Source organism: Chitinophaga sp. LS1, assembly GCF_034274695.1.
Lineage (GTDB): Bacteria > Bacteroidota > Bacteroidia > Chitinophagales > Chitinophagaceae > Chitinophaga.
The window spans coordinates 462,952-481,604 of record NZ_CP128362.1 but is presented as its reverse complement, the minus strand read 5'-3'; the positions used below and the strand labels follow the sequence as shown (position 1 = coordinate 481,604).

The window sequence follows — 18,653 nt, the reverse complement described above, 5'->3', positions numbered from 1 at the left end:
CCTGTGATGAAACCTGTTATTTTATTTCATTCAATAAATCCAATACCTTCTCGCGTTTCAATATTAAGTAACCAATTTTTTCCTTCGCTATACCATCTTTCAATTGGTAGGTGAAGTATAGATTATCATCTATCACATCTGCTTCAAAATATTTGAATCGTATATTAGCAGCATCTTTCAACTCCTCTGCAATCTCATACAGGTGTGTGGATAAGATGAACAAACAGTTCGTACTTTTTAATAAACCATTGATCACTGCAAGAGAACAATTCTTTGCATCTTCCACATTTGTACCTTTGAACATTTCATCAATCAGTACTAACCACTTTCTTCCATCATTGATTTTGATGATGGTATTTTTGATACGTTGTACTTCATTAAAAAAGAATGATTCTCCTTTAAAGATATTATCCTGCACCTGGATATTACTAAAGATACCATTGAAGAAACTACATTTCATTTCTTTCGCAGGTACGCCCATGCCTATATGAGCCAGGAATACTGCTACACCTACTGCTTTGATGAATGTCGTCTTTCCCGCCATGTTCGCGCCGGTGAGGAACATGAAGTGTGATTGTGGTGTGATCGATACATTGTAAGATACCGGTTTAGGCAGGATTGGATGATAGAGATCTTTGATCTCTACGAATGGATGCGGCGTATCTTCGAATGTAGGGAACTGTAAATTGAAATGACGAATTGCTTTTGACATTGCATATAATGCATCCAGTCTGCTGTATAAGTCTAACAACTCCTGGATCGTCTTACGATGTTTTTTGCGGATATAATGATCATGTCGCAGGATCTGCATGAATGATGCTGGTCCGGATGCATCTGCAGCGATGATGTCGTTGAATTCTTTTTGATATAATAGATGATGCGCCCTGTCTAAAATTTGTTTTAGATCGCGGGGGGTATGTTCAGTATTGTATATGCTGACTAATGAGCGGAATCCTTTGAGCAGGTTGAGCAATTGTGTGAAGGAGAATTGGATGAACCCATAATCTGAATTATAGATCATCTTGGTCATCACTGCACTTACTACGAGGGAGAGGCCTTCCGGATTGCTGATAGGTTCTATCTGCGCCTCGAGGTAATTTTCCATCACGACGATCGTACCGTTGGTGATATCCACAGGCCAGCGATCTTCTTCCTGTATCAGGTATTGTAATGCTTTATGTCTATGTTCTAAGGCAGGTATATCTTTCAGCGGATTTGCATATATCTGCCTGAGGTAATGTCTGCCGCCTGTTGTTGTCGTAAAATCCAGTTTATGAAACAAAGAAAATTCCTCTTCTCTGTTAAATATAGATAGGTCGTAATAGGTCGTTTTGTCTAATTCCATTGCACAGGCTTTTAGGTGAATATACGGAAATATGTCGCTTTATTTACAGATGAGCAATGTGAAGAATTCCATAAGGAGGGGATAAAAAAAGCACCCATCCTTTTTAGAGGATGGGTGAATATATTGGTAAAGGTCGTTGTTATTTGTAGAACGGAAGCCTTTATTATCTGTTGAACAACAAACGTTGTCCTTTCTCACTCTCATTGAATTTACCATTCTCATAAGCCAGGTGACCACTTACAAATGTATGTGTCACGGCAGCAGGGAATGTATGTTCTTCGAGCGGAGACCATCCACATTTATAATGCAGGTTGCTCTTTTCCACCATGGTGGCCTGTTGCAGATCTACGATCACACAGTCCGCAAAGTATCCTTCACGCAGGAAACCTCTTTCTTTAATCTGGAAACAGATAGCGGGCGCATGCGCCATTTTCTCTACCACTTTCTCAAGGGAGATATTGCCTTTGGATACATGTTCCAGCATCATCAGGAGACTGTGCTGCACCAGTGGAACGCCGGATGGCGCCTGTAAGTAAGGTTGTTGTTTCTCTTCCCAGGTGTGAGGAGCGTGGTCGGTGGCAATGATATCCAGACGGTCATCGAGCAGACCTTGCCAGAGGCCATGTTTATTGTGTGCTGCTTTGATAGCAGGGTTACATTTAATAAGATTGCCGTAGCGGGCGTAATCATCTGCTGTGAAGTACAGGTGATGTACACATACCTCAGCGGTAATACGTTTTTCTGCCAGTGGCAGCATATTGCTGAACAACTGTAATTCCTTCTCGGTAGAGATGTGCAGGATATGCAGACGGGAATTGTGTTTTTTAGCAAACTGGATGGCGACCAATGACGACTCGAAACAACCTTCTTCGTTACGGATCAGGGGGTGGTAAGCAGCGGTGAGGTTTTCCGGACCTACTTCCTGTTTGTATTTTTCGAGATTGGTTTTGATGATCTTTTCATCTTCGCAGTGGGTGGCAATGAGTACTTCGCTACCACCAAAGATGCGTTCGAGGGTGATGAAGTTATCCACCAGCATATTGCCGGTAGAGGAACCCATGAATATTTTCACGCCGCAGATACGGTCTTTCTTTTCGTTTGTTTTCAGTACTTCATCAGCGTTGTCGTTGGATACGCCCATGAAGAAGGAATAGTTGGCCAGGGAATGATTTGCACCGATGGTGTATTTGTCTTCCAGCAGCTCCTGGGTGAGGGCGGCGGGAATGGTGTTAGGCATTTCCATGAAGCTGGTGGTACCGCCGGCTACAGCTGCACGGGATTCTGTGTAGATGGTAGCTTTGTGGGTAAGGCCGGGTTCGCGGAAGTGCACCTGGTCATCGATGACACCGGGGAGGAGGTGTTTGCCTTCGCCGTTGATTTCATTGTATTGTCCGCTGATGGTGATCTGCGGGGCGATTTTTTCTATACGGCCATTGCTGATGAGGACGTCCTGGACAGTGGTACTGCCTTCGTTCACTACGGATATATTGCGGATGATATATGTCTGCATGCCGCAAATATAGTGCAAAGAAAGGTTTGTTAACCTGTCAGGGGAAGGAGGTTTATTATCATTCCATGTTTGAGAAGAAAAGCCACCACAGGTAGTGATAGGTTGTTGCCTTTCACATACGGGTGTAATTTATTAACCTTCCAGATGGATAGAGAACACGATCATTCTGGACTTCAGGGATTGAATCACGTTGGAGTAACGGAGGTTCTTATCTTTCACCTGCATATTAGACAAACCATTACTGATTTTAAACTCTGGTGAGAAGATAAAGCTGGGGAAATAAAATTCAAAACCAGCGCCGGCTTCATAGCCGTAGTCACCCGCTTTGATTTTTATAAGATCGTCTGCACGACGTGCACGGGCATTGGAAGCCAGGTCATAATCGTATTTCAGACCAGCGATCACGTATACGCGCATATTATCGATACGGTCGGATTTGAACTTAACCTGTAAAGGGAATTGCAGGAGGATGGATTCGATATTTTTAGTGGTCTCCCTGGAAGGGAAATTTTCTCTATAGTATAAGTTTTTCGAGGCGAATGACAATTGCGGATTAAGGCGAAGGTCAAAATATTCGCTCAGGCGTATGTTGCCCAGCAGACCGAGGTTGAATCCAAAGGTCTTGAGGGGCTCTACTACCATGATAGAGTCCTGATGCAAAAAAACAGCATCGTGGAGGAGTTTGAAATTAGAGTTGTTGGCCGCGAGCGTGATACCAAAGTAATAGGGTTTGGCATCATGTTCTTCCATATTCAGTACGGTTTGCGCGTGTGCGCCCCTTGTATTCCATAGGATAGCCAGTATCAGTACTAGCGGGAAGCGCAATAAATAGAGCTGATGCCGAATGTGAGTTTTTTGCATGTCACTGCTTGAAAGCCGGTATTAGTTAAAATATTACACATTTCCTGACCTTGTGGGAACGCTTTCACAGATTCGGGGAGGTAGCTATATGCTGCCTCACTCTTTGCAATCCATTTTCCGATCAGGGGTGTAATATAGCGAAAATACAAATTATATAATTGTTTAATAGGAAAAACTGTTGGATTAGAGAATTCTAATATTACCAATTTTCCGCCCGGCTTTAATACACGCAACATTTCCGCCAGTCCTTTTTCCAGATTTTCGAAGTTGCGAACACCGTATGCTACCGTTATTGCATCAAACGTATTATCAGGAAAACTTATTGTTTCGCTATCTCCCAGCTGCAGGGTAATTTTGTCAGAGAGGCCCAGATTATTGATTTTTTCCCGACCGAAAGAGAGCATACCTTCGGAGATATCTATTCCGGTAATGGTGTCAGGATTCAGTATTTTGTTGGCCATAATGGCGAAGTCGCCGGTACCGGTAGCCACGTCCAGCATCTTTTTGGGTTGGAGGGATTTCAGCAGTCTGAGGGCTTTTTTACGCCACATGATATCGATCCCGAGGGACATAAAGTGGTTTAAAAAGTCATAGCGGTGGGCAATATCATTGAACATTGTCGCTATTTGTTCCTTCTTGCTTAATTTTGACGCGGCAAACGGTACTACTTTCTTGTCTGACATAGACCGCAAAGTTAGGGTGTTCTTGTTGATAAGTAAAATGCTAAAAGTCATGTACGGGGCCATTTTTTATTTTTTTTGAAAAAAGAGATTATGATTATAAAGTCTGCAGAATATCTGATTAGTAATGTTGAGTGGGATAAGTGCCCGACTCCGAATCTGCCGGAGTATGCTTTTATTGGCAGGTCGAATGTGGGTAAGTCCTCATTGATCAATATGTTAGCGAACAATGAGAAGTTGGCAAAGACTTCCGGAACGCCAGGGAAGACGCAGTTGATTAATCATTTTGTGATTAATAAGGATTGGTATCTGGTGGATTTGCCAGGATATGGGTTTGCGAAAGTGAGCCAGTCTCAGCGGAGAAGTTGGGAGAAGATGATTGAGAATTATTTGAGGAAGCGGCAGAATCTGGTGAATGTATTTGTGTTGATTGACAGCAGGCATACGCCGCAGCAGCTGGATTTGGATTTTGTAAATCAGTTGGGGGAGTGGCAGATTCCTTTTAACCTGGTGTTTACGAAGGCGGATAAGAGTACGCAGGCGGAGACGAGTAAGAATGTGAAGGCGTTTTTGAATAAGTTGAGGGAGAGTTGGGAGTTTTTGCCGGCGAATTTTGTGACGAGTACGGTGAAGAAGATGGGGAGGGATAAGATATTGGAGTTTATTGATGAGATGAATATGCAGTTTAGGGCGATTGCGTAAACTGGGTGTAGGTCGGGAGAGAGATGGTGGGCTATGTGGATGAATATGCAGTTTAGGATGATTGCGTAAACTGGGTGTAGGTTGGGGAGAGATGGTGGGCTATGTGGATGAATATGCAGTTTAGGATGATTGTGTAAACTGGGTGTAGTTTAGGATGATTGAAGGAGGGGAGTGCGCCTGACCTAAATAGATAAAATAAACATACAGTTCAGGTAATTACCCAAACTGTATACAATATTATTTAATTAAAGGGGCGCTGTTACAGTGCTCCTTTATTTTTTACACGAACATAAGTGGCTTTAATCCCATCAGCTATATGAACTGCTGATAGGTATAGCGTATCAGCAGAGGTGCAAAAGGTGCAGCTGTAAATTCTTGGATTCCATGGGTCTTTGTCAGAGACCAGGTAAGGAAGACGGTCGGCTTTAAAAGCCATCAGGAAAGACTCCCGGTTCACGAGGGTGTCGTGACGGTAAGTGAGCATAGTATTGCCATTGAAGGTAATGGTATTGAGAGCGCTACTATCTACCAGGTTAAGATGCTTGCCGGAGACGGTTTGTATCAGTCGCCAGCTACCCTGAAGTTTGCTGGATGGATTGTCTGCAAGGTTCTCTTTTTTGCAGGCAAAGGTTGCTAATATCGCTACTAGTGTGACAGTGACAGAAATGGGTCTCATTTTGATCCCTTTATTTTATTGTAGGTTAGGTAACGATATAAGTTACGAAGAATTTTTGAAAAATGAGAAGATGAGGGTGTCTTCGTCTTCGGATGTGCAGGAGGAGAATAATACGATTGTGAGTAAAATAGGTAAGATAAAGTGAATGGATGTGGGTTTTAATGTTGGTAAAACGTGAGGGGGAGATTGGTTACAGAGGATGGCCCACTTTAACATAACTTTTGGGAGGAGGAGGGAGTGTTTTTTTGAATTTTATGGGGGATAAAGTCCCTGGATGTGTGAGTACACATCCTAAAACAATGAAAGCGATGTGAACTACGTTTGTCAGTTGACTACCTTATCGGCACAGCAACTGCTGGCAAACGCGTCTGGCTTGGCTTTGAAGGCGAACCCCATACCCAGTATATAACCCATGGCTTCGCGTAAAGCGAGGTTACTTTTAAACTGGGGGTTGGTGTTGATGTCTGCATGTACTTCCATGTCTACGTCATATTTAGTAAACATGTCACAGAGTTCGTAGGCGATTTCGATGCTTTTGGCTACTTCTATGAGCATCCGCTCTTTGATAGAGTAGACGTCGCGGGTTTTTTCATTGTGAATGAACATAAAACCTCCATGTCCTTCACGCAGAAAAACGATAACTGTAGCGAATTCTGTATCAGCGCCTTTTACCTGGGAGTCGGTGCCGATACATACTTTTAGGTGAAAGCCTTTTGCGGTTTCGCGGATGATAGCCTCGCGGACTTCTTCCTTAATTGGCAATTGGATTTGTTCGCCATTGAATCTTCTCCATTTCATGATTATATATGATTAGAGTGAAAAGGCGGTATTAATGTAGTTAAGGCCAGTCGATGATTTAGTGCCGGGCTGATGGGGATATTAGGATATCCGAATATACAACTTATTTGGATAGGTTGAGTATGGTGTATATGTGAAAGAGGGGGACTGCGAAAGCAATCCCCCTCTTTTTATGAAAAAAGCAATCAATATTGTCCGGTACTGAGGAGTACCAATGTACAAGCTTCTAATGTATCAATTCCTTTATCTTCCGCCATCTTCGCTAATTCGTCATTTTCTGTACCGGGATTGAAGATGATGCGTTTGGGATGCAGATTCATGATATAATCATAGTATTCCTTTTGATTTCCTGGGTTCATATAGAGGGTGACTGTATCCACATCTTCCTGCGAAGCGTGGTCGGTAACAATGGGAATACTTCCAATCTGAGCAGCCCTTTTACCAATAGCTACCACAGGATGCCCATTGGCCGTCAATCTATTCACAGCCAGGAAACTATATCTGTCAGGATTAGGTGATGCACCCAATACCACTGTTTTTTTCTTGTCGCTCATATTTACATAATATCAAACTTTACACCAGATCATTAGTAGAAGAGGTGATACCGTCTTCTTGGCAGACTATGTATAATGTTTTCCATGGCGGGTTTCAGGTGGGGATACTGAAATGTAAAGCCAGCCTGAGTGGCGCGGGTAGGCAGCACCCATCTGCTTTTCAGGAGTAATTCTGTTTCTGTGCCAATGAGACAGGCGCCGATTTTCAGCATCCAGGTGGGGGCTGGCAGACCGAACAGGTGGCCGGCGGCTTTGCGTAATGTGCGCATGAATTCACGGTTAGTGGTGGGATGTGGAGCACAGCAATTGAAGGTACCTTCGAGGGTTGGGTTTTCGTAAATCCATTCCATCATGCGGGCTACATCTGTGAGGTGTACCCAGCTGAAACGCTGTTGGCCACTGCCCTGGTAACCACCCAGGCCAAATTTGACCAGGTTCAGGTAGGGGAAAATTACGCCTCCTTCGGCACCGATGGTCACGGCGATGCGTAATACAGCTTTGCGCACACCTGCAGGTACGGTGGCTTCGTTGAAACCTGCTTCCCATTTTTTGCAGACCTGCACAGAGAAGTCGTTTTCTATTTCGCCATTGAATTCATCCATGGGATGATCTTCTGCATGGCGGTAGATGGTGGCAGAAGCGGCGTTGATCCAGACTTTAGGGGGATTGGTGATGGAACGAAAGGCGGCGGCTATGACGTCGGTAGCGTTGGTACGACTGTCGAAGATGGCTTGTTTATTTTCGGGTGTGTAGCGGCAGTTGACAGATTTGCCGGTGAGATTGATGAGTAGGTCGGCATTTTCGAAGTGGTGTACCCAGTTGCCAAGGGATTTTCCATCCCAGGCGGCATAGGTGACACGGTCATGGTCAGGGAGAGGGTGGCGGGTGAGGATGATGATGTCGTTGTCATGACCGAAGTAGTGAGTCAGGCCTGTGCCGATGAAGCCAGTGCCGCCAGCGATGATTATCTTTTTGTTTTTCATGTTCTGAACTTTCAGTAATTATTGAAACATATTTTGAAAAAAGAAGGCGGAGGGCCGCCTTTGATTAGTTGAGATACCTGGAAAGCGGGTGATAAAAGCTTTCAGGCAAATGGTTTGGAAGATCTTTTCAGACTGATGGAATTGAAGAACTTTCAGGCAAATGGTTTGAAAGTTCTTTTCAGACTGAAGATCTCAACAAACGTTCTCTATTAATTATTTAAATAGCTTAATCAGTGTAGAATAAAACCAATTTTCATCTGCTTTTACAAATAAACTCAGGGTTTTATCTGTCTGATGAGCGAATTTGTTTATTTCAGCAATAGAATTTTTGAAAGATTGTACGTGCTTGTCTTTTGGATCTCCTTCAACTTCCTGGAGTTGATCCAGGGTTTTGAGGATGGGTTCCAGTTCTCGTCGTTTTCTTTCCCTGGCTATTTCCTTAGCGACTTTGTAGATGTCTTTTTCGGCAGTGAAATATTCTTTTCTTTCGCCGGGAACGAGGACACGGTCTACGATACCCCAGTTGATGAGCTCACGCACATTCATATTGGTATTACCACGGGAAATGTTCAGCTCTGCCATGATTTCGTCTGCACTCAGTGGATCAGGCATGATCATTAGCAAAGCATGAATCTGGGCCATGGTCCGGTTGATTCCCCATTGCGCTCCGAGTGAACCCCATGTCTGGATGAATTGTGCTTTTGCTTCCGGTAATTTCATTGCTTCCTTATTGATAGTATAAAGGTATATTATGTTTTTGAACTTTCAAAAGTTTGTGAAAATTAATTGGTGATTAGGTACGGGAATGGAGGGCGATGCGGTTGCCGTCGGTATCGTAGATGATGGCGAAGAAGCCTGGGAGGGGGATGTCGGAGATAGGGCGTTTGTCGAGTTCGATTTTGCCACCGGCGGCTTCGACGCGGTCGAGAATAGGGGTAAGGTCTTCGCCGGCGTTGAGGTAAATCAGTGCTCCGCGCTGGCTGGGGAGGTATTCCATGCCATGGACGAGTGCGCCGCCTGCGCCAGTAGAGGGGTCGAAGGGGAAGAAGGCCATTTTTTTGAATCCGGAAGTTTGTTCGGGAAGGTCGCAGCCAAGGATCTGGCTGTAGAATTTCTTTGCTCTGTCGAAGTCGTGGACAGGGATTTCGAACCAGTTTAATGCATTCCTGAGAGGTTCCATTGCGACTGGATTTAGTATAAATATAAATAAAACATTCATGAAAAAGGGAATTCACCAACGGGGAATGAAAACCATTTTCAAAAAAAAAGCGGCTTCCTGCAGGAAGCCGCTTTTCAAAATTATATCTTATTAGTCTACACCAGCATTGTAACCGGGTTTTCCAGGTAACCTTTCAGTGTTGCCAGGAACTTCGCACCTACAGATCCATCTACACTACGGTGATCACAGCTCAGGGTCAGTTTCATGATATTTACAGCCTTAAACTGTCCTTTTTCAGATACTACTGTTTCCTTGATACCACCAACAGCCAGGATCGCAGAATCCGGAGGATTGATGATTGCAGTGAATTCATCGATACCCATCATACCCAGGTTAGAGATAGTGAAGGTATTACCACTGAAGTCCTGTGGTTGGAGTTTCTTGTTCTTAGCCTTGTCGTACAGCCCTTTAGCATCAGCTGCGATCTGGCTCAGAGATTTCTGATCAGCGAAGCGGATAACCGGTACGATCAGACCATCTTCGATCGCTACAGCGGAACCGATGTGTATGTGGTGGTTCTGGCGGATGAAATCACCCATCCAGCTGCTATTCACATCAGGATGCTGACGCAGGGCCAGGGCAGCTGCTTTGATCACCATATCATTAAAGGAGATCTTAACAGGAGATACCTCGTTAATTGCTTTACGGGCATCCATTGCCTTGTCCATATTCACATCTACTTTCAGGTAGAAGTGAGGAGCAGAGAATTTGCTTTCGCTCAGGCGTTTAGCGATAATTTTACGCATCTGAGTAAGCTGAATATCTGTGTAACCTTCCTGACCGGCAGGTGCAAAAGCAGGCGCTGTTTTCGCAGCAGCAGCAGGTGCAGAAGCGGTGGTGGTAGCAGCAGGTGCAGCAGATGGAACGAATCCGTCCACATCTTTCTTCACGATTCTACCGTTATCGCCGGAACCAGGTACTTTATTGATATCGATACCTTTTTCCTGAGCCAGTTTCTTAGCCAGCGGAGATGCTTTCACACGACCGTTAGCGTCAGCAGCAGCTTCAGGAGTTGCTGTCGGAGCTACATTTGCAGCAGGAGCAGCAGTTTGAGCGGCAGGAGCAGCAGCGGCAGCAGCTGGTTTAGCACCACCCTGACCTTCAGCGGCCAGGATAGCTTCCACATTTGTACCTTTCTTACCTACGATAGCGATGATACCATTTACTTTGGCAGCATCACCTTCTTTTACGCCTACATATAATAATTCACCGTCAGCGTAACCAATTACTTCCATGGTTGCCTTGTCGGTTTCCACTTCAGCCAGTACGTCATCGCTTTTCACGGTTTCGCCTACTTTCTTATTCCAGGCAACGATTTTACCTTCTGTCATCGTATCGCTCAGGAGCGGCATACGGATTACAGTTGCATTTTTCAGAGCCTCTGCAGCAGCTGCATTATCAGCAGCTGGCGCTGGCGCAGCAGCAGGAGTTGGTGCCGGAGCTTCCTGTTGTGCAGGTGCGGCAGCCGGAGCTGGCGCTGGAGCACCACCACCCAGTAAAGACTGGAAGTCTTCACCCGGTTTACCAACAATAGCTATTACTTCATTTACTTTAGCAGCCTTTCCCTTCTCTACACCAATATATAATAACGTACCCTCTACATATCCCATCACTTCCATGGTGGCCTTATCCGTTTCCACCTCAGCAATTACATCGTCTGCTTTTACGGTATCGCCTACCTTTTTATGCCATTCCGCGATCACCCCTTCTGTCATCGTGTCACTCAAAAGGGGCATTCTGATAACTTCTGCCATAGTATTTTTCCAAATTTTGCTCAAACCTACAAAAGAATTGCGAATTGTGAAAGTCGTATTCGTGATCTTCTGCTGATTATAAACAGTATTAAAAATCGAGTTCCAAATTTAGTTTGTCTTTCAACTCTTTCACAAGTGGATATTTTTCTACCATCTTCGCAAATTTCTCACGGCTGGATAAAGGCGCAGGGCCAATATCCGCAGTTTGCTGTGATTCGTCGAGATGTAATGTCAGTACTAGCCCGTTGTTTCGGAACTTCTCTTTGAAGAAAGCCGAGATGGACAATTTTTCTTCTTCCATGAAGCGGAATTGGACAATATTTCTGCTGGTAATTCCGATCTCTTCAGCTCCGTTCATGGAGATTGCAGCCAGTTGTAAGTTGCTTACGACTGTCATTTTGTTAGCCTGACGGAAACGGTCGATAAATTCTTCCCAGTATACATGCAGGGCACCCAGGGTCATCGGAATGATTTCCTGTTTGGTTTCAGTGGATTGCGATGCAGCGAAGGCCTGCTTCATGGCTGCCAGACCTGTTAACTTTGGCACATTGGCCGCTGGTTGGGCAGGTTTGGAAGTTGCTTGTCCGGAAGAGGTCTGCGCAGGTGTTGCATGTCCGGGAGCTGTTTGAGTATTTGCTGCTTGTCCGGGAGCTGCTTGAGAATAAGTAGTCTGTCCGGAGGGTGTCTGAGAATTCGTTTGTCCGGAAGCGGTCTGAGAATACGCAGCCTGTCCTGAAGCAGTTTGAGCGTTCGTTTGTCCGGGAGCTGTTTGAGAATACCCAGTTTGCCCTGAGGCAGTTTGAGAATGCGGCTGTCCGGAACTCGTCTGAGAAGAATTATATGAAGTATTCTGTGTTGGTGTATTTTCTATAGTAAGCTTTGGCTCATTGGCAGCGATTGATGCACTTGTAGCCGGCTGGCCTGCTTTGGCAGGTGTGGCTTGTGCGATCGGTGCCCGGAGCTTTTGCGGTGCAGAACCGTCAGCTACCAGTTTTTTTTTTACTACCTCACCGGTTTGGTCATCGCTGACTAAGTTCACAGCCTGTTGCAGGAAACAAAGTTTGATCAGCGCCATTTCCACATGAAGCCGTTTGTTGCGCGCCATGCGGTAGTTGATTTCCGTTTCGTTCAGCAGGTGGAGGGCGGTGATCAGGTAAGATGGACTCAGTTTGCCGGATAACTGGCGGTAGCGGTCTTTCAGGTTACCACTTACTTCTACCAGGTGGAGGACTTTGTCTTCCTTGCACAACAGGAGGTTGCGGAGGAATTCGGCCCAGCCATTGAGGAAGTTGTCTCCTTCGAAACCTTTTTGAAGGATTTCGTCAAAGATGAGGAGGGCAGCAGCTACGTCCTGTTGGAGTACTCCATCCATGAGTTTGAAGAAATAATCATAGTCAAGGATGTTGAGGTGTTCCAGGGTATTCTGGTAGGTAAGCTTTCCGCCGGTGAAGGAGACGATTTTATCCAGGGTACTGAGCGAGTCACGCATACAGCCATCGGTCTTTTGCGCTACGAGGTGCAGGGCATCTCCTTCGGCCTGAATGTGTTCTTTCTGACAGATTTCCTGTAAGTGATCCACGGTATCCTGAATGGTGATGCGCTTGAAATCGAAGATCTGGCATCGGCTCAGGATAGTGGGGAGGATTTTATGTTTTTCGGTGGTAGCCAGTATGAATATTGCATAGGAGGGGGGTTCTTCCAGCGTTTTCAGGAATGCGTTGAACGCGGAGGAACTGAGCATGTGTACCTCATCTATGATATAGATTTTATATTTACCCGCTTGAGGAGCAAAGCGTACCTGTTCTACAAGGGTACGGATGTCATCTACTGAGTTGTTGGAGGCGGCATCTAATTCATGGATGTTGAAAGAGCTACCTTCGTTGAATGAAACGCAGGAGTGACATTGGTTGCAGGCTTCGCCATCGGGTTGGAGATTTTCGCAGTTGATGGTTTTTGCCAGGATACGGGCACAGGTGGTTTTTCCCACACCGCGTGGACCGCAGAACAAAAAGGCATGCGCAAGTTGGTTGTTGCGGATGGCGTTTTTGAGTGTGGTGGTAATGTGGGATTGTCCTACTACTGTAGAAAAGTTCTGTGGTCTGTATTTACGGGCAGAAACGATAAAATTCTCCATATTCAAAGGCTATTCACGAAGGCCGAAAGTACAGAAAATTCAGGAGAAATGGTGAAAAGAGGGATGGGGGATATAATTACAACACCGCTTCTAACCACGCCTTTTTCATCAGGATGATGCAATTATTATATTGATCCATCACTGTAGTACTAATTTCATGCAGATTTGTAATCTCCTCCATAATTGGCTCATTCCCCTTAACATAATTGTAATTGTACCTGAGGAAATGACTGATCTTTTCCTGCAAAGCACCTTCCCAACCCGTTGTTACTTCCGGAATTTGTTTCAGGCGGAGGAGGATCTTCTTTAATAAAGCTCCTTCATCAATCAGGCTATCAAAATATGGTTGGGCACTTACTACCGTCAGACCCTGTTCACTGAATAGTGAGCTGACATTATGAAGGATCCTTGCGACAATATCATTTAGTTGCCAGCAGGTAGCCTGGTGTTCCAGTAATGTGTGATATTGTTCCTGTAGTTTTTGTGCATAGGCAGGATCTTTCTGAAAAATGATGGTATAATGGTATTTTATCGCCAGTGTATCATGGGCCAGTAGCCATTCTGTATCCTGCCGGATACTGGATTGCAGTTTAGCACGTACTTTGCCGGCAGCGGTAACCGGATATTGTTTGCCTTCAAATTCAAAATACCTCGTTTTAATTTGTCCCTGCTGTATTGCATGCAAGGTATCGGCATCCTGCATATCCCTGAAATAAGCGCGCAAACGCTGGACTTTGTTTTCTGCGTATAAAGTGGAAACAGAGAGTGTCGCCATCTGTTCATCTGACAAGGGGGTAATATTCCCCTCAGGCAAAATTGGCAATGGGCGGTTGTCATAATACTCATTGAAAATCGCCGGCATTGAGTAATCTTTGATTCGGGTGGCTGTATCTGCGATGAAGTTTTCTACCGGATAGGGTGCATATTCAGCGGATGGCTGAATAAAAGATTGACTGAGTAAGGAGGACATATGCTCCTGTAGCTCTTCTGCATGTTGAAAAAGGTGCCATGCACTTTCTCCTTTGATGGTTTTGCTGATATTCGCTGCCATGTAACGTTGTTCCCGTTCTTCGCGGGAAGGATGAGTGGCCCATTGATCGGGTAATTGTACCCTGCTTAGCAGGAATGAACTAAAGTAATTATCTGTCACCAGTGGTAACTGGTGTGCATCCAGTGCTATTTCGTGTTGGGTGGCATATAGCCGTATCAATGATCTGTGTACTTCATAAATATTTCCAAAGCGACGTTGCTGCCGTGCCATTTCAGGAAGTTGCAGCAAACAATGCTCATAAAAGAACCCACTTATTTCCAGCCTGCGCATGGCGGAAATGGCTGCATCTGTACCAGCTACTGTCAGTGCTACTGCATCTGCATGAAATTCCATTTCTCTTCTCAGGCGCATGTACTGTTTGTTGACAATACTGTACATGAGTCGTAATGCTTTTTGTATATCGCTTACGATGCGGAGATTGATGTGGGCCAGAAGTGCAAATACGATCCACCTGCTGGAAATCCAGCTCATGGTTTTGTGCCAGCTCTGGTTTTCGTAGAGCATGTTGTAGATCATCCTGTTTACGGTGTACACATAGCTGGCGAGTTTCATACTACGCTGTGAAAAATGACCGAATTCGTGTGCGATGGCCATGCTGAATTCACTTACATTCAGACTGTTTACAAGTCCTAAACCTATTTCCAGTTTTTTGCCAACAGGCCAGAACATGTTCATGAATTTTACCGGATAAATGACTGCGGCATTTACACCGGGGGCGAGGTACACTTTTTTAGGGAAGCGGGTTTTGGTCGATCGTGCAATTTGTTGGAGGCAGTCGAAAAGTGCCGGCTGTTCTTTGCGTGTGATGGGAATGCGGAGTGAAAGGTCCTGTTGCTGGCGGGTAAAGAGGAACTTGATCAGGAACAACACCTGCATAATACCCATGAAAATTATTCCGAGTCCTGCGATGAACATGAATACAGATAAGATGGTGATGGGGTGGAGCGGGGCGAACATGATAAGACTGACGCCTGCCCAGAGAAAAATGGCGGCGAGTATACCTGCATAGATGAGCAGAAGACCATAGGTGATGAAGAATAGCAGGATGCTTCCCATCATTTTGAGAACCTGCAATCTGAATGATCCTGCAGGCGGGACGGTCGTGGTGTTTTCGGAACTGGCCGAAAAGAAGCTGGACATAGTTACAAGCAAGTTAGCATTATGATTGCTGAATAAATATAACTCTATTTTGATAAGTAGAGATGGGGAATGAGAGAATTTGAGAAAAGCAGCATGGAAGATTTTTCTTTTTTGGCTGGCACTCTCAGCAATGAATTGGCCATAAATAAATAAATCGCTACCTTAATATCAGCTAAAGCACCACAGAACGGACCATAATTATCATGTAGCAAGCAATCATTTTAATATTTCAATTTCTTATGATGTCGCGGATGGTCGCACCCAGGTTGACCTCATGTATTGTACCCCTTTTGGTGCAATCACCCGATAGCATTATTGCCATAGCACTATTATTTCTATTAATAGCCAGTGGAGCTATTGTCATGATCTATCGCCTGCGGATGCAATTAAACAAAGCAAAATCTGCCTTGTCTGATTCTATGAAAGGCAAGCTGGATATGATTACAAATTTCAACAGGGAAATACGCACACCACTCAATGCTGTCATCGGCATGAGTGAACAGCTTTCTCATACCCTACTGGATAAGGAACAACGTGAACTCATGTATTCTATTGAACATGCTACAGGTAAGCTGTTGCGCATCATGAACAATGCACAGGAAGTATATGACCTGACAAATGGTGAGGTACAATTGAATTCACACCCTTTTGAAGTATACGCTGCCTTTCATGCAGTGACTGAAGAAAAACGAAAAGCTGCTTTGGAAAAAGGATTATACTTTGATGCTCTTTATGAAGGCGATCAATACCTGCGTGTACAGGGTGATGAACAACGTCTGAAACAGGTGATACTACACCTGGTTGAAAACGCTATCAGATATACTACGCTGGGAGGTATACAGGTTATACTGCGTGTGTCAAAAACTGCTGAAGATAAAGTGTTGGTAAGAGCAGAGGTTAAAGATACTGGTATGGGTATTCCTATAAACATGCTTCCTCATCTATTCGGATTTTATAGTTTAGCACGTCCTCCGCAAATGGCGTCGGTGAGTGGAACGGGATTAGGCTTAGCTATTATTCAGCGTATTCTGCACCTGCATGGAACAAATATAAAAGTTGAAAGTACGCCAGGCAAAGGCAGCACTTTTGCATTTGAAATTTTATACCAGCTATCGGATGCCCAGATGACTTTGATTACGCGCAGGGAGCTGGAGGATATGACCGGCAGCTTTATGGAAGGCAGGAATATTCTGGTGGCGGATGATCAGGAGATGAATTTGTTATTACTTACACATATTCTAAGCCGTTGGAAATGTAATTTTGATAAGGCTGCGAATGGTATTGAGGCATATGAATTATTCTCTTTGCACGATTATGATCTGGTGCTGCTGGATGTACAGATGCCGGGGATGACAGGGGTGGAAGTCGTGAAGAAAATCAGGGAGGATAGGGATGTGGCGAAAGCCAGCGTACCAGTGCTGGCTATTACTGCTGATATTACGATTACGGAGAATAGCCGGTATAGAGATTTAGGATTTAATGATTGTATGTTGAAGCCTTTCAGGGAAAGGGATATTTACAACACTATTATCAGACATTTACCTCCAGCGGGTGTAAAGGTATTATAACCAGGGGCTGACTAAAAAGTAAAATGAAGGTGTTCAGAATTGCGGAAAAGCAATTTCGGCTCCATCACCTACCCGAGAGGGGGGCCCCTTTTTGGTCAGCCCCGTATGTTAACTCAGTAGTGGGTGACGTTTGAATTCTTTAGTTCTGTCAAAAAGATAACGGTAAGTCGTTAACCTACGGGTGATGGTTGTTCCCAATCCTTCTGCCATATTGATCATTTTAGGATTGAAGTCGCCAATCCATTGCATCTCATACTTTTCATATTTCAGCTTGTGCTGGATAATAGCGCCACCTTCCAGGACCAGGTAAGCATCCGCACCTGTTCCCTGAAATTCAGGTATTATACCAAATAAGATCCCTGTAAATGTTTTGGTACCCCGGGTCATTTTCAACCAGAGGAGTTTGAGTATCTGTAAAGGACCAAATTTACCATTCAAGTGTTTGAAATACTCATTCAGGGAAGGCAGATTCAACCAGGCGCCGATAGGTTCGTCGTTGTGATAAATGAACCATATGATTTTTTCATCCATCACAGGTTTCATCTGTTTAAACAACTTCAAGGCCTGCTGGAAGCCCATCTCCTTATTACCACCGTGGCCTGCCCAGGCTTTATTATACACATACACAAAGTCCTTTACATACTTTTCCATCCGGTTCTTTTTGAGATGGCTGGAAGAGAATGCAGGATCGGCTGCCATAGCGGCGTGGCGGTTATAAAACTTTTCCTGCACCTGCTCTTTTACATCCCGACCATAGCAATGCTGGTGGAAGAATGGCAGGAAACCATAATTTTCCATCAGCTGCTTATAGTATGGCGGATTGAAGTTCATGGCATATAACGGCTCGTGGAAGCCTTCTACCAGTAATCCCCACCAGTTGTTTCTTTCACCAAAGTTGATAGGGCCATCCATTGCTTCCATCCCTCTTTCTTTCAGCCAGTCACGGGCATGGTCAAAGAGGATGTTGGTAGCTTCCTGATCATTGATCACATCAAAGAAGCCTACACCACCTGTTGGTTGGGTATCTCCTTTGTTCTTATATTTCTTATTAACAAAAGCGGCGATACGGCCTATCAGTTTGCCATTATCATCCTTCAGCACCCAGCGGATCAACTCTCCGTGACGGAATGCCTTGTTCTTTTTCGTATCAAACACCGCGTTGATATCCTTATCCAGGGGGCGAACCCATCCGGGAATATCTTTATTCAGCAGCACGTGAACGTCTAAAAACTGCTTTGCTGTGTGTTTATCATTTACAATCACCAGTTCCATAGGGGAGATTTAGAGGTGCAAAAGTAACGATTGGTAAATATATATCGGCTTCTAAGAATTGGCAGGGCTAACATTTATTTTTCAGAAGAACAAATATAGCGTGAGGAAAGGGGGACTGGGATTTTGAGAGGAGGGAAGATTTGGTATGTGTTTAAGGAGTAGGGGGAAACTTATACTTTGAGAAGAGGTGAGATCTGGTATATGTGTAAGGAATAGGTGAGACTCGTATTTGGGGAAGAGATCAGGTATGCATTTAAGGAATAGGGGATATTTATACTTTGAGAAGAGGTGAGATCTGGTATGTGTGTAAAGATTAGTTGATACAGGTATTTTGAGAAGAGGGAAAAGATCAGGTATGCACTTAAGGAGTAGAAAGTAATTGATTAGGACTGATAATAGGGAGGAT

16 protein-coding genes are annotated in these 18,653 nt (G+C 44.5%); 2 read left to right on the top strand and 14 right to left on the bottom strand.

Annotation, left to right across the window (positions count from 1 at the left end):
- Positions 1–16: 16 nt before the first annotated feature.
- From QQL36_RS02020 to ubiE, 4 genes are all read right to left on the bottom strand, one after another.
- Positions 17–1,345, bottom strand: coding sequence for a MutS-related protein (locus QQL36_RS02020; RefSeq protein WP_083720253.1), 1,329 nt, complete (start codon positions 1,343–1,345; stop codon positions 17–19).
- A gap of 163 nt (positions 1,346–1,508) precedes the next feature.
- A complete protein-coding gene (locus QQL36_RS02015) occupies positions 1,509–2,855 on the bottom strand; it encodes a dihydroorotase (protein WP_321568706.1) in 1,347 nt (448 codons plus the stop codon).
- Positions 2,856–2,987: 132 nt separating this feature from the next.
- Positions 2,988–3,605: an outer membrane beta-barrel protein gene (locus QQL36_RS02010; protein ID WP_235643406.1), complete on the bottom strand. Its 618-nt coding sequence runs from the start codon at positions 3,603–3,605 to the stop codon at positions 2,988–2,990.
- A gap of 59 nt (positions 3,606–3,664) precedes the next feature.
- Positions 3,665–4,399 (bottom strand): bifunctional demethylmenaquinone methyltransferase/2-methoxy-6-polyprenyl-1,4-benzoquinol methylase UbiE, encoded by a 735-nt coding sequence (ubiE, locus tag QQL36_RS02005; RefSeq protein ID WP_083720256.1) that lies wholly within the window; start codon positions 4,397–4,399, stop codon positions 3,665–3,667.
- Between the two features lie 90 nt (positions 4,400–4,489).
- Between ubiE and yihA the strand changes: the two genes are divergently transcribed.
- The gene (gene yihA / locus QQL36_RS02000; protein ID WP_179090955.1) at positions 4,490–5,098 is read left to right on the top strand and encodes a ribosome biogenesis GTP-binding protein YihA/YsxC; all 609 of its coding nucleotides are present in this window, start codon (positions 4,490–4,492) and stop codon (positions 5,096–5,098) included.
- Between the two features lie 259 nt (positions 5,099–5,357).
- On the opposite strand, the gene QQL36_RS01995 is transcribed toward yihA, so the two are convergent.
- The 9 genes from QQL36_RS01995 to QQL36_RS01955 all read right to left on the bottom strand — a co-directional run bounded on the left by QQL36_RS01995 (position 5,358) and on the right by QQL36_RS01955 (position 15,407).
- Positions 5,358–5,774 (bottom strand): hypothetical protein, encoded by a 417-nt coding sequence (locus tag QQL36_RS01995; RefSeq protein ID WP_321568705.1) that lies wholly within the window; start codon positions 5,772–5,774, stop codon positions 5,358–5,360.
- A 324-nt stretch (positions 5,775–6,098) separates the two neighbouring features.
- On the bottom strand, positions 6,099–6,572 hold the full coding sequence (locus tag QQL36_RS01990; protein ID WP_083720258.1) for a ribonuclease H-like YkuK family protein: 474 nt from the start codon (positions 6,570–6,572) through the stop codon (positions 6,099–6,101).
- A gap of 185 nt (positions 6,573–6,757) precedes the next feature.
- Complete coding sequence (locus tag QQL36_RS01985; RefSeq protein ID WP_083720259.1) at positions 6,758–7,126, bottom strand: CoA-binding protein; 369 nt, start codon at positions 7,124–7,126, stop codon at positions 6,758–6,760.
- A gap of 32 nt (positions 7,127–7,158) precedes the next feature.
- Positions 7,159–8,109: a TIGR01777 family oxidoreductase gene (locus QQL36_RS01980; protein ID WP_321568704.1), complete on the bottom strand. Its 951-nt coding sequence runs from the start codon at positions 8,107–8,109 to the stop codon at positions 7,159–7,161.
- A 213-nt stretch (positions 8,110–8,322) separates the two neighbouring features.
- Positions 8,323–8,829, bottom strand: a complete 507-nt coding sequence (locus tag QQL36_RS01975; RefSeq protein ID WP_083720261.1) for a GbsR/MarR family transcriptional regulator — start codon at positions 8,827–8,829, stop codon at positions 8,323–8,325.
- Positions 8,830–8,902: 73 nt separating this feature from the next.
- Positions 8,903–9,289 (bottom strand): VOC family protein, encoded by a 387-nt coding sequence (locus tag QQL36_RS01970; RefSeq protein ID WP_083720345.1) that lies wholly within the window; start codon positions 9,287–9,289, stop codon positions 8,903–8,905.
- Between the two features lie 134 nt (positions 9,290–9,423).
- Positions 9,424–11,082 (bottom strand): pyruvate dehydrogenase complex dihydrolipoamide acetyltransferase, encoded by a 1,659-nt coding sequence (locus tag QQL36_RS01965; protein ID WP_321568703.1) that lies wholly within the window; start codon positions 11,080–11,082, stop codon positions 9,424–9,426.
- 88 nt (positions 11,083–11,170) lie between these two features.
- The gene (locus QQL36_RS01960) at positions 11,171–13,216 is read right to left on the bottom strand and encodes a DNA polymerase III subunit gamma/tau (protein ID WP_321568702.1); all 2,046 of its coding nucleotides are present in this window, start codon (positions 13,214–13,216) and stop codon (positions 11,171–11,173) included.
- A gap of 76 nt (positions 13,217–13,292) precedes the next feature.
- Positions 13,293–15,407 (bottom strand): M48 family metalloprotease, encoded by a 2,115-nt coding sequence (locus QQL36_RS01955; protein ID WP_321568701.1) that lies wholly within the window; start codon positions 15,405–15,407, stop codon positions 13,293–13,295.
- Between the two features lie 293 nt (positions 15,408–15,700).
- Between QQL36_RS01955 and QQL36_RS01950 the strand changes: the two genes are divergently transcribed.
- A complete protein-coding gene (locus QQL36_RS01950) occupies positions 15,701–16,975 on the top strand; it encodes a hybrid sensor histidine kinase/response regulator (RefSeq protein ID WP_321570534.1) in 1,275 nt (424 codons plus the stop codon).
- Between the two features lie 108 nt (positions 16,976–17,083).
- Here the strand turns inward: QQL36_RS01950 and QQL36_RS01945 are convergent, their stop codons facing one another.
- Positions 17,084–18,247 carry a hypothetical protein gene (locus QQL36_RS01945; protein ID WP_083720266.1) on the bottom strand — a complete coding sequence of 388 codons (1,164 nt, stop codon included), beginning with the start codon at positions 18,245–18,247 and terminating at the stop codon, positions 17,084–17,086.
- Positions 18,248–18,653 lie beyond the last annotated feature (406 nt).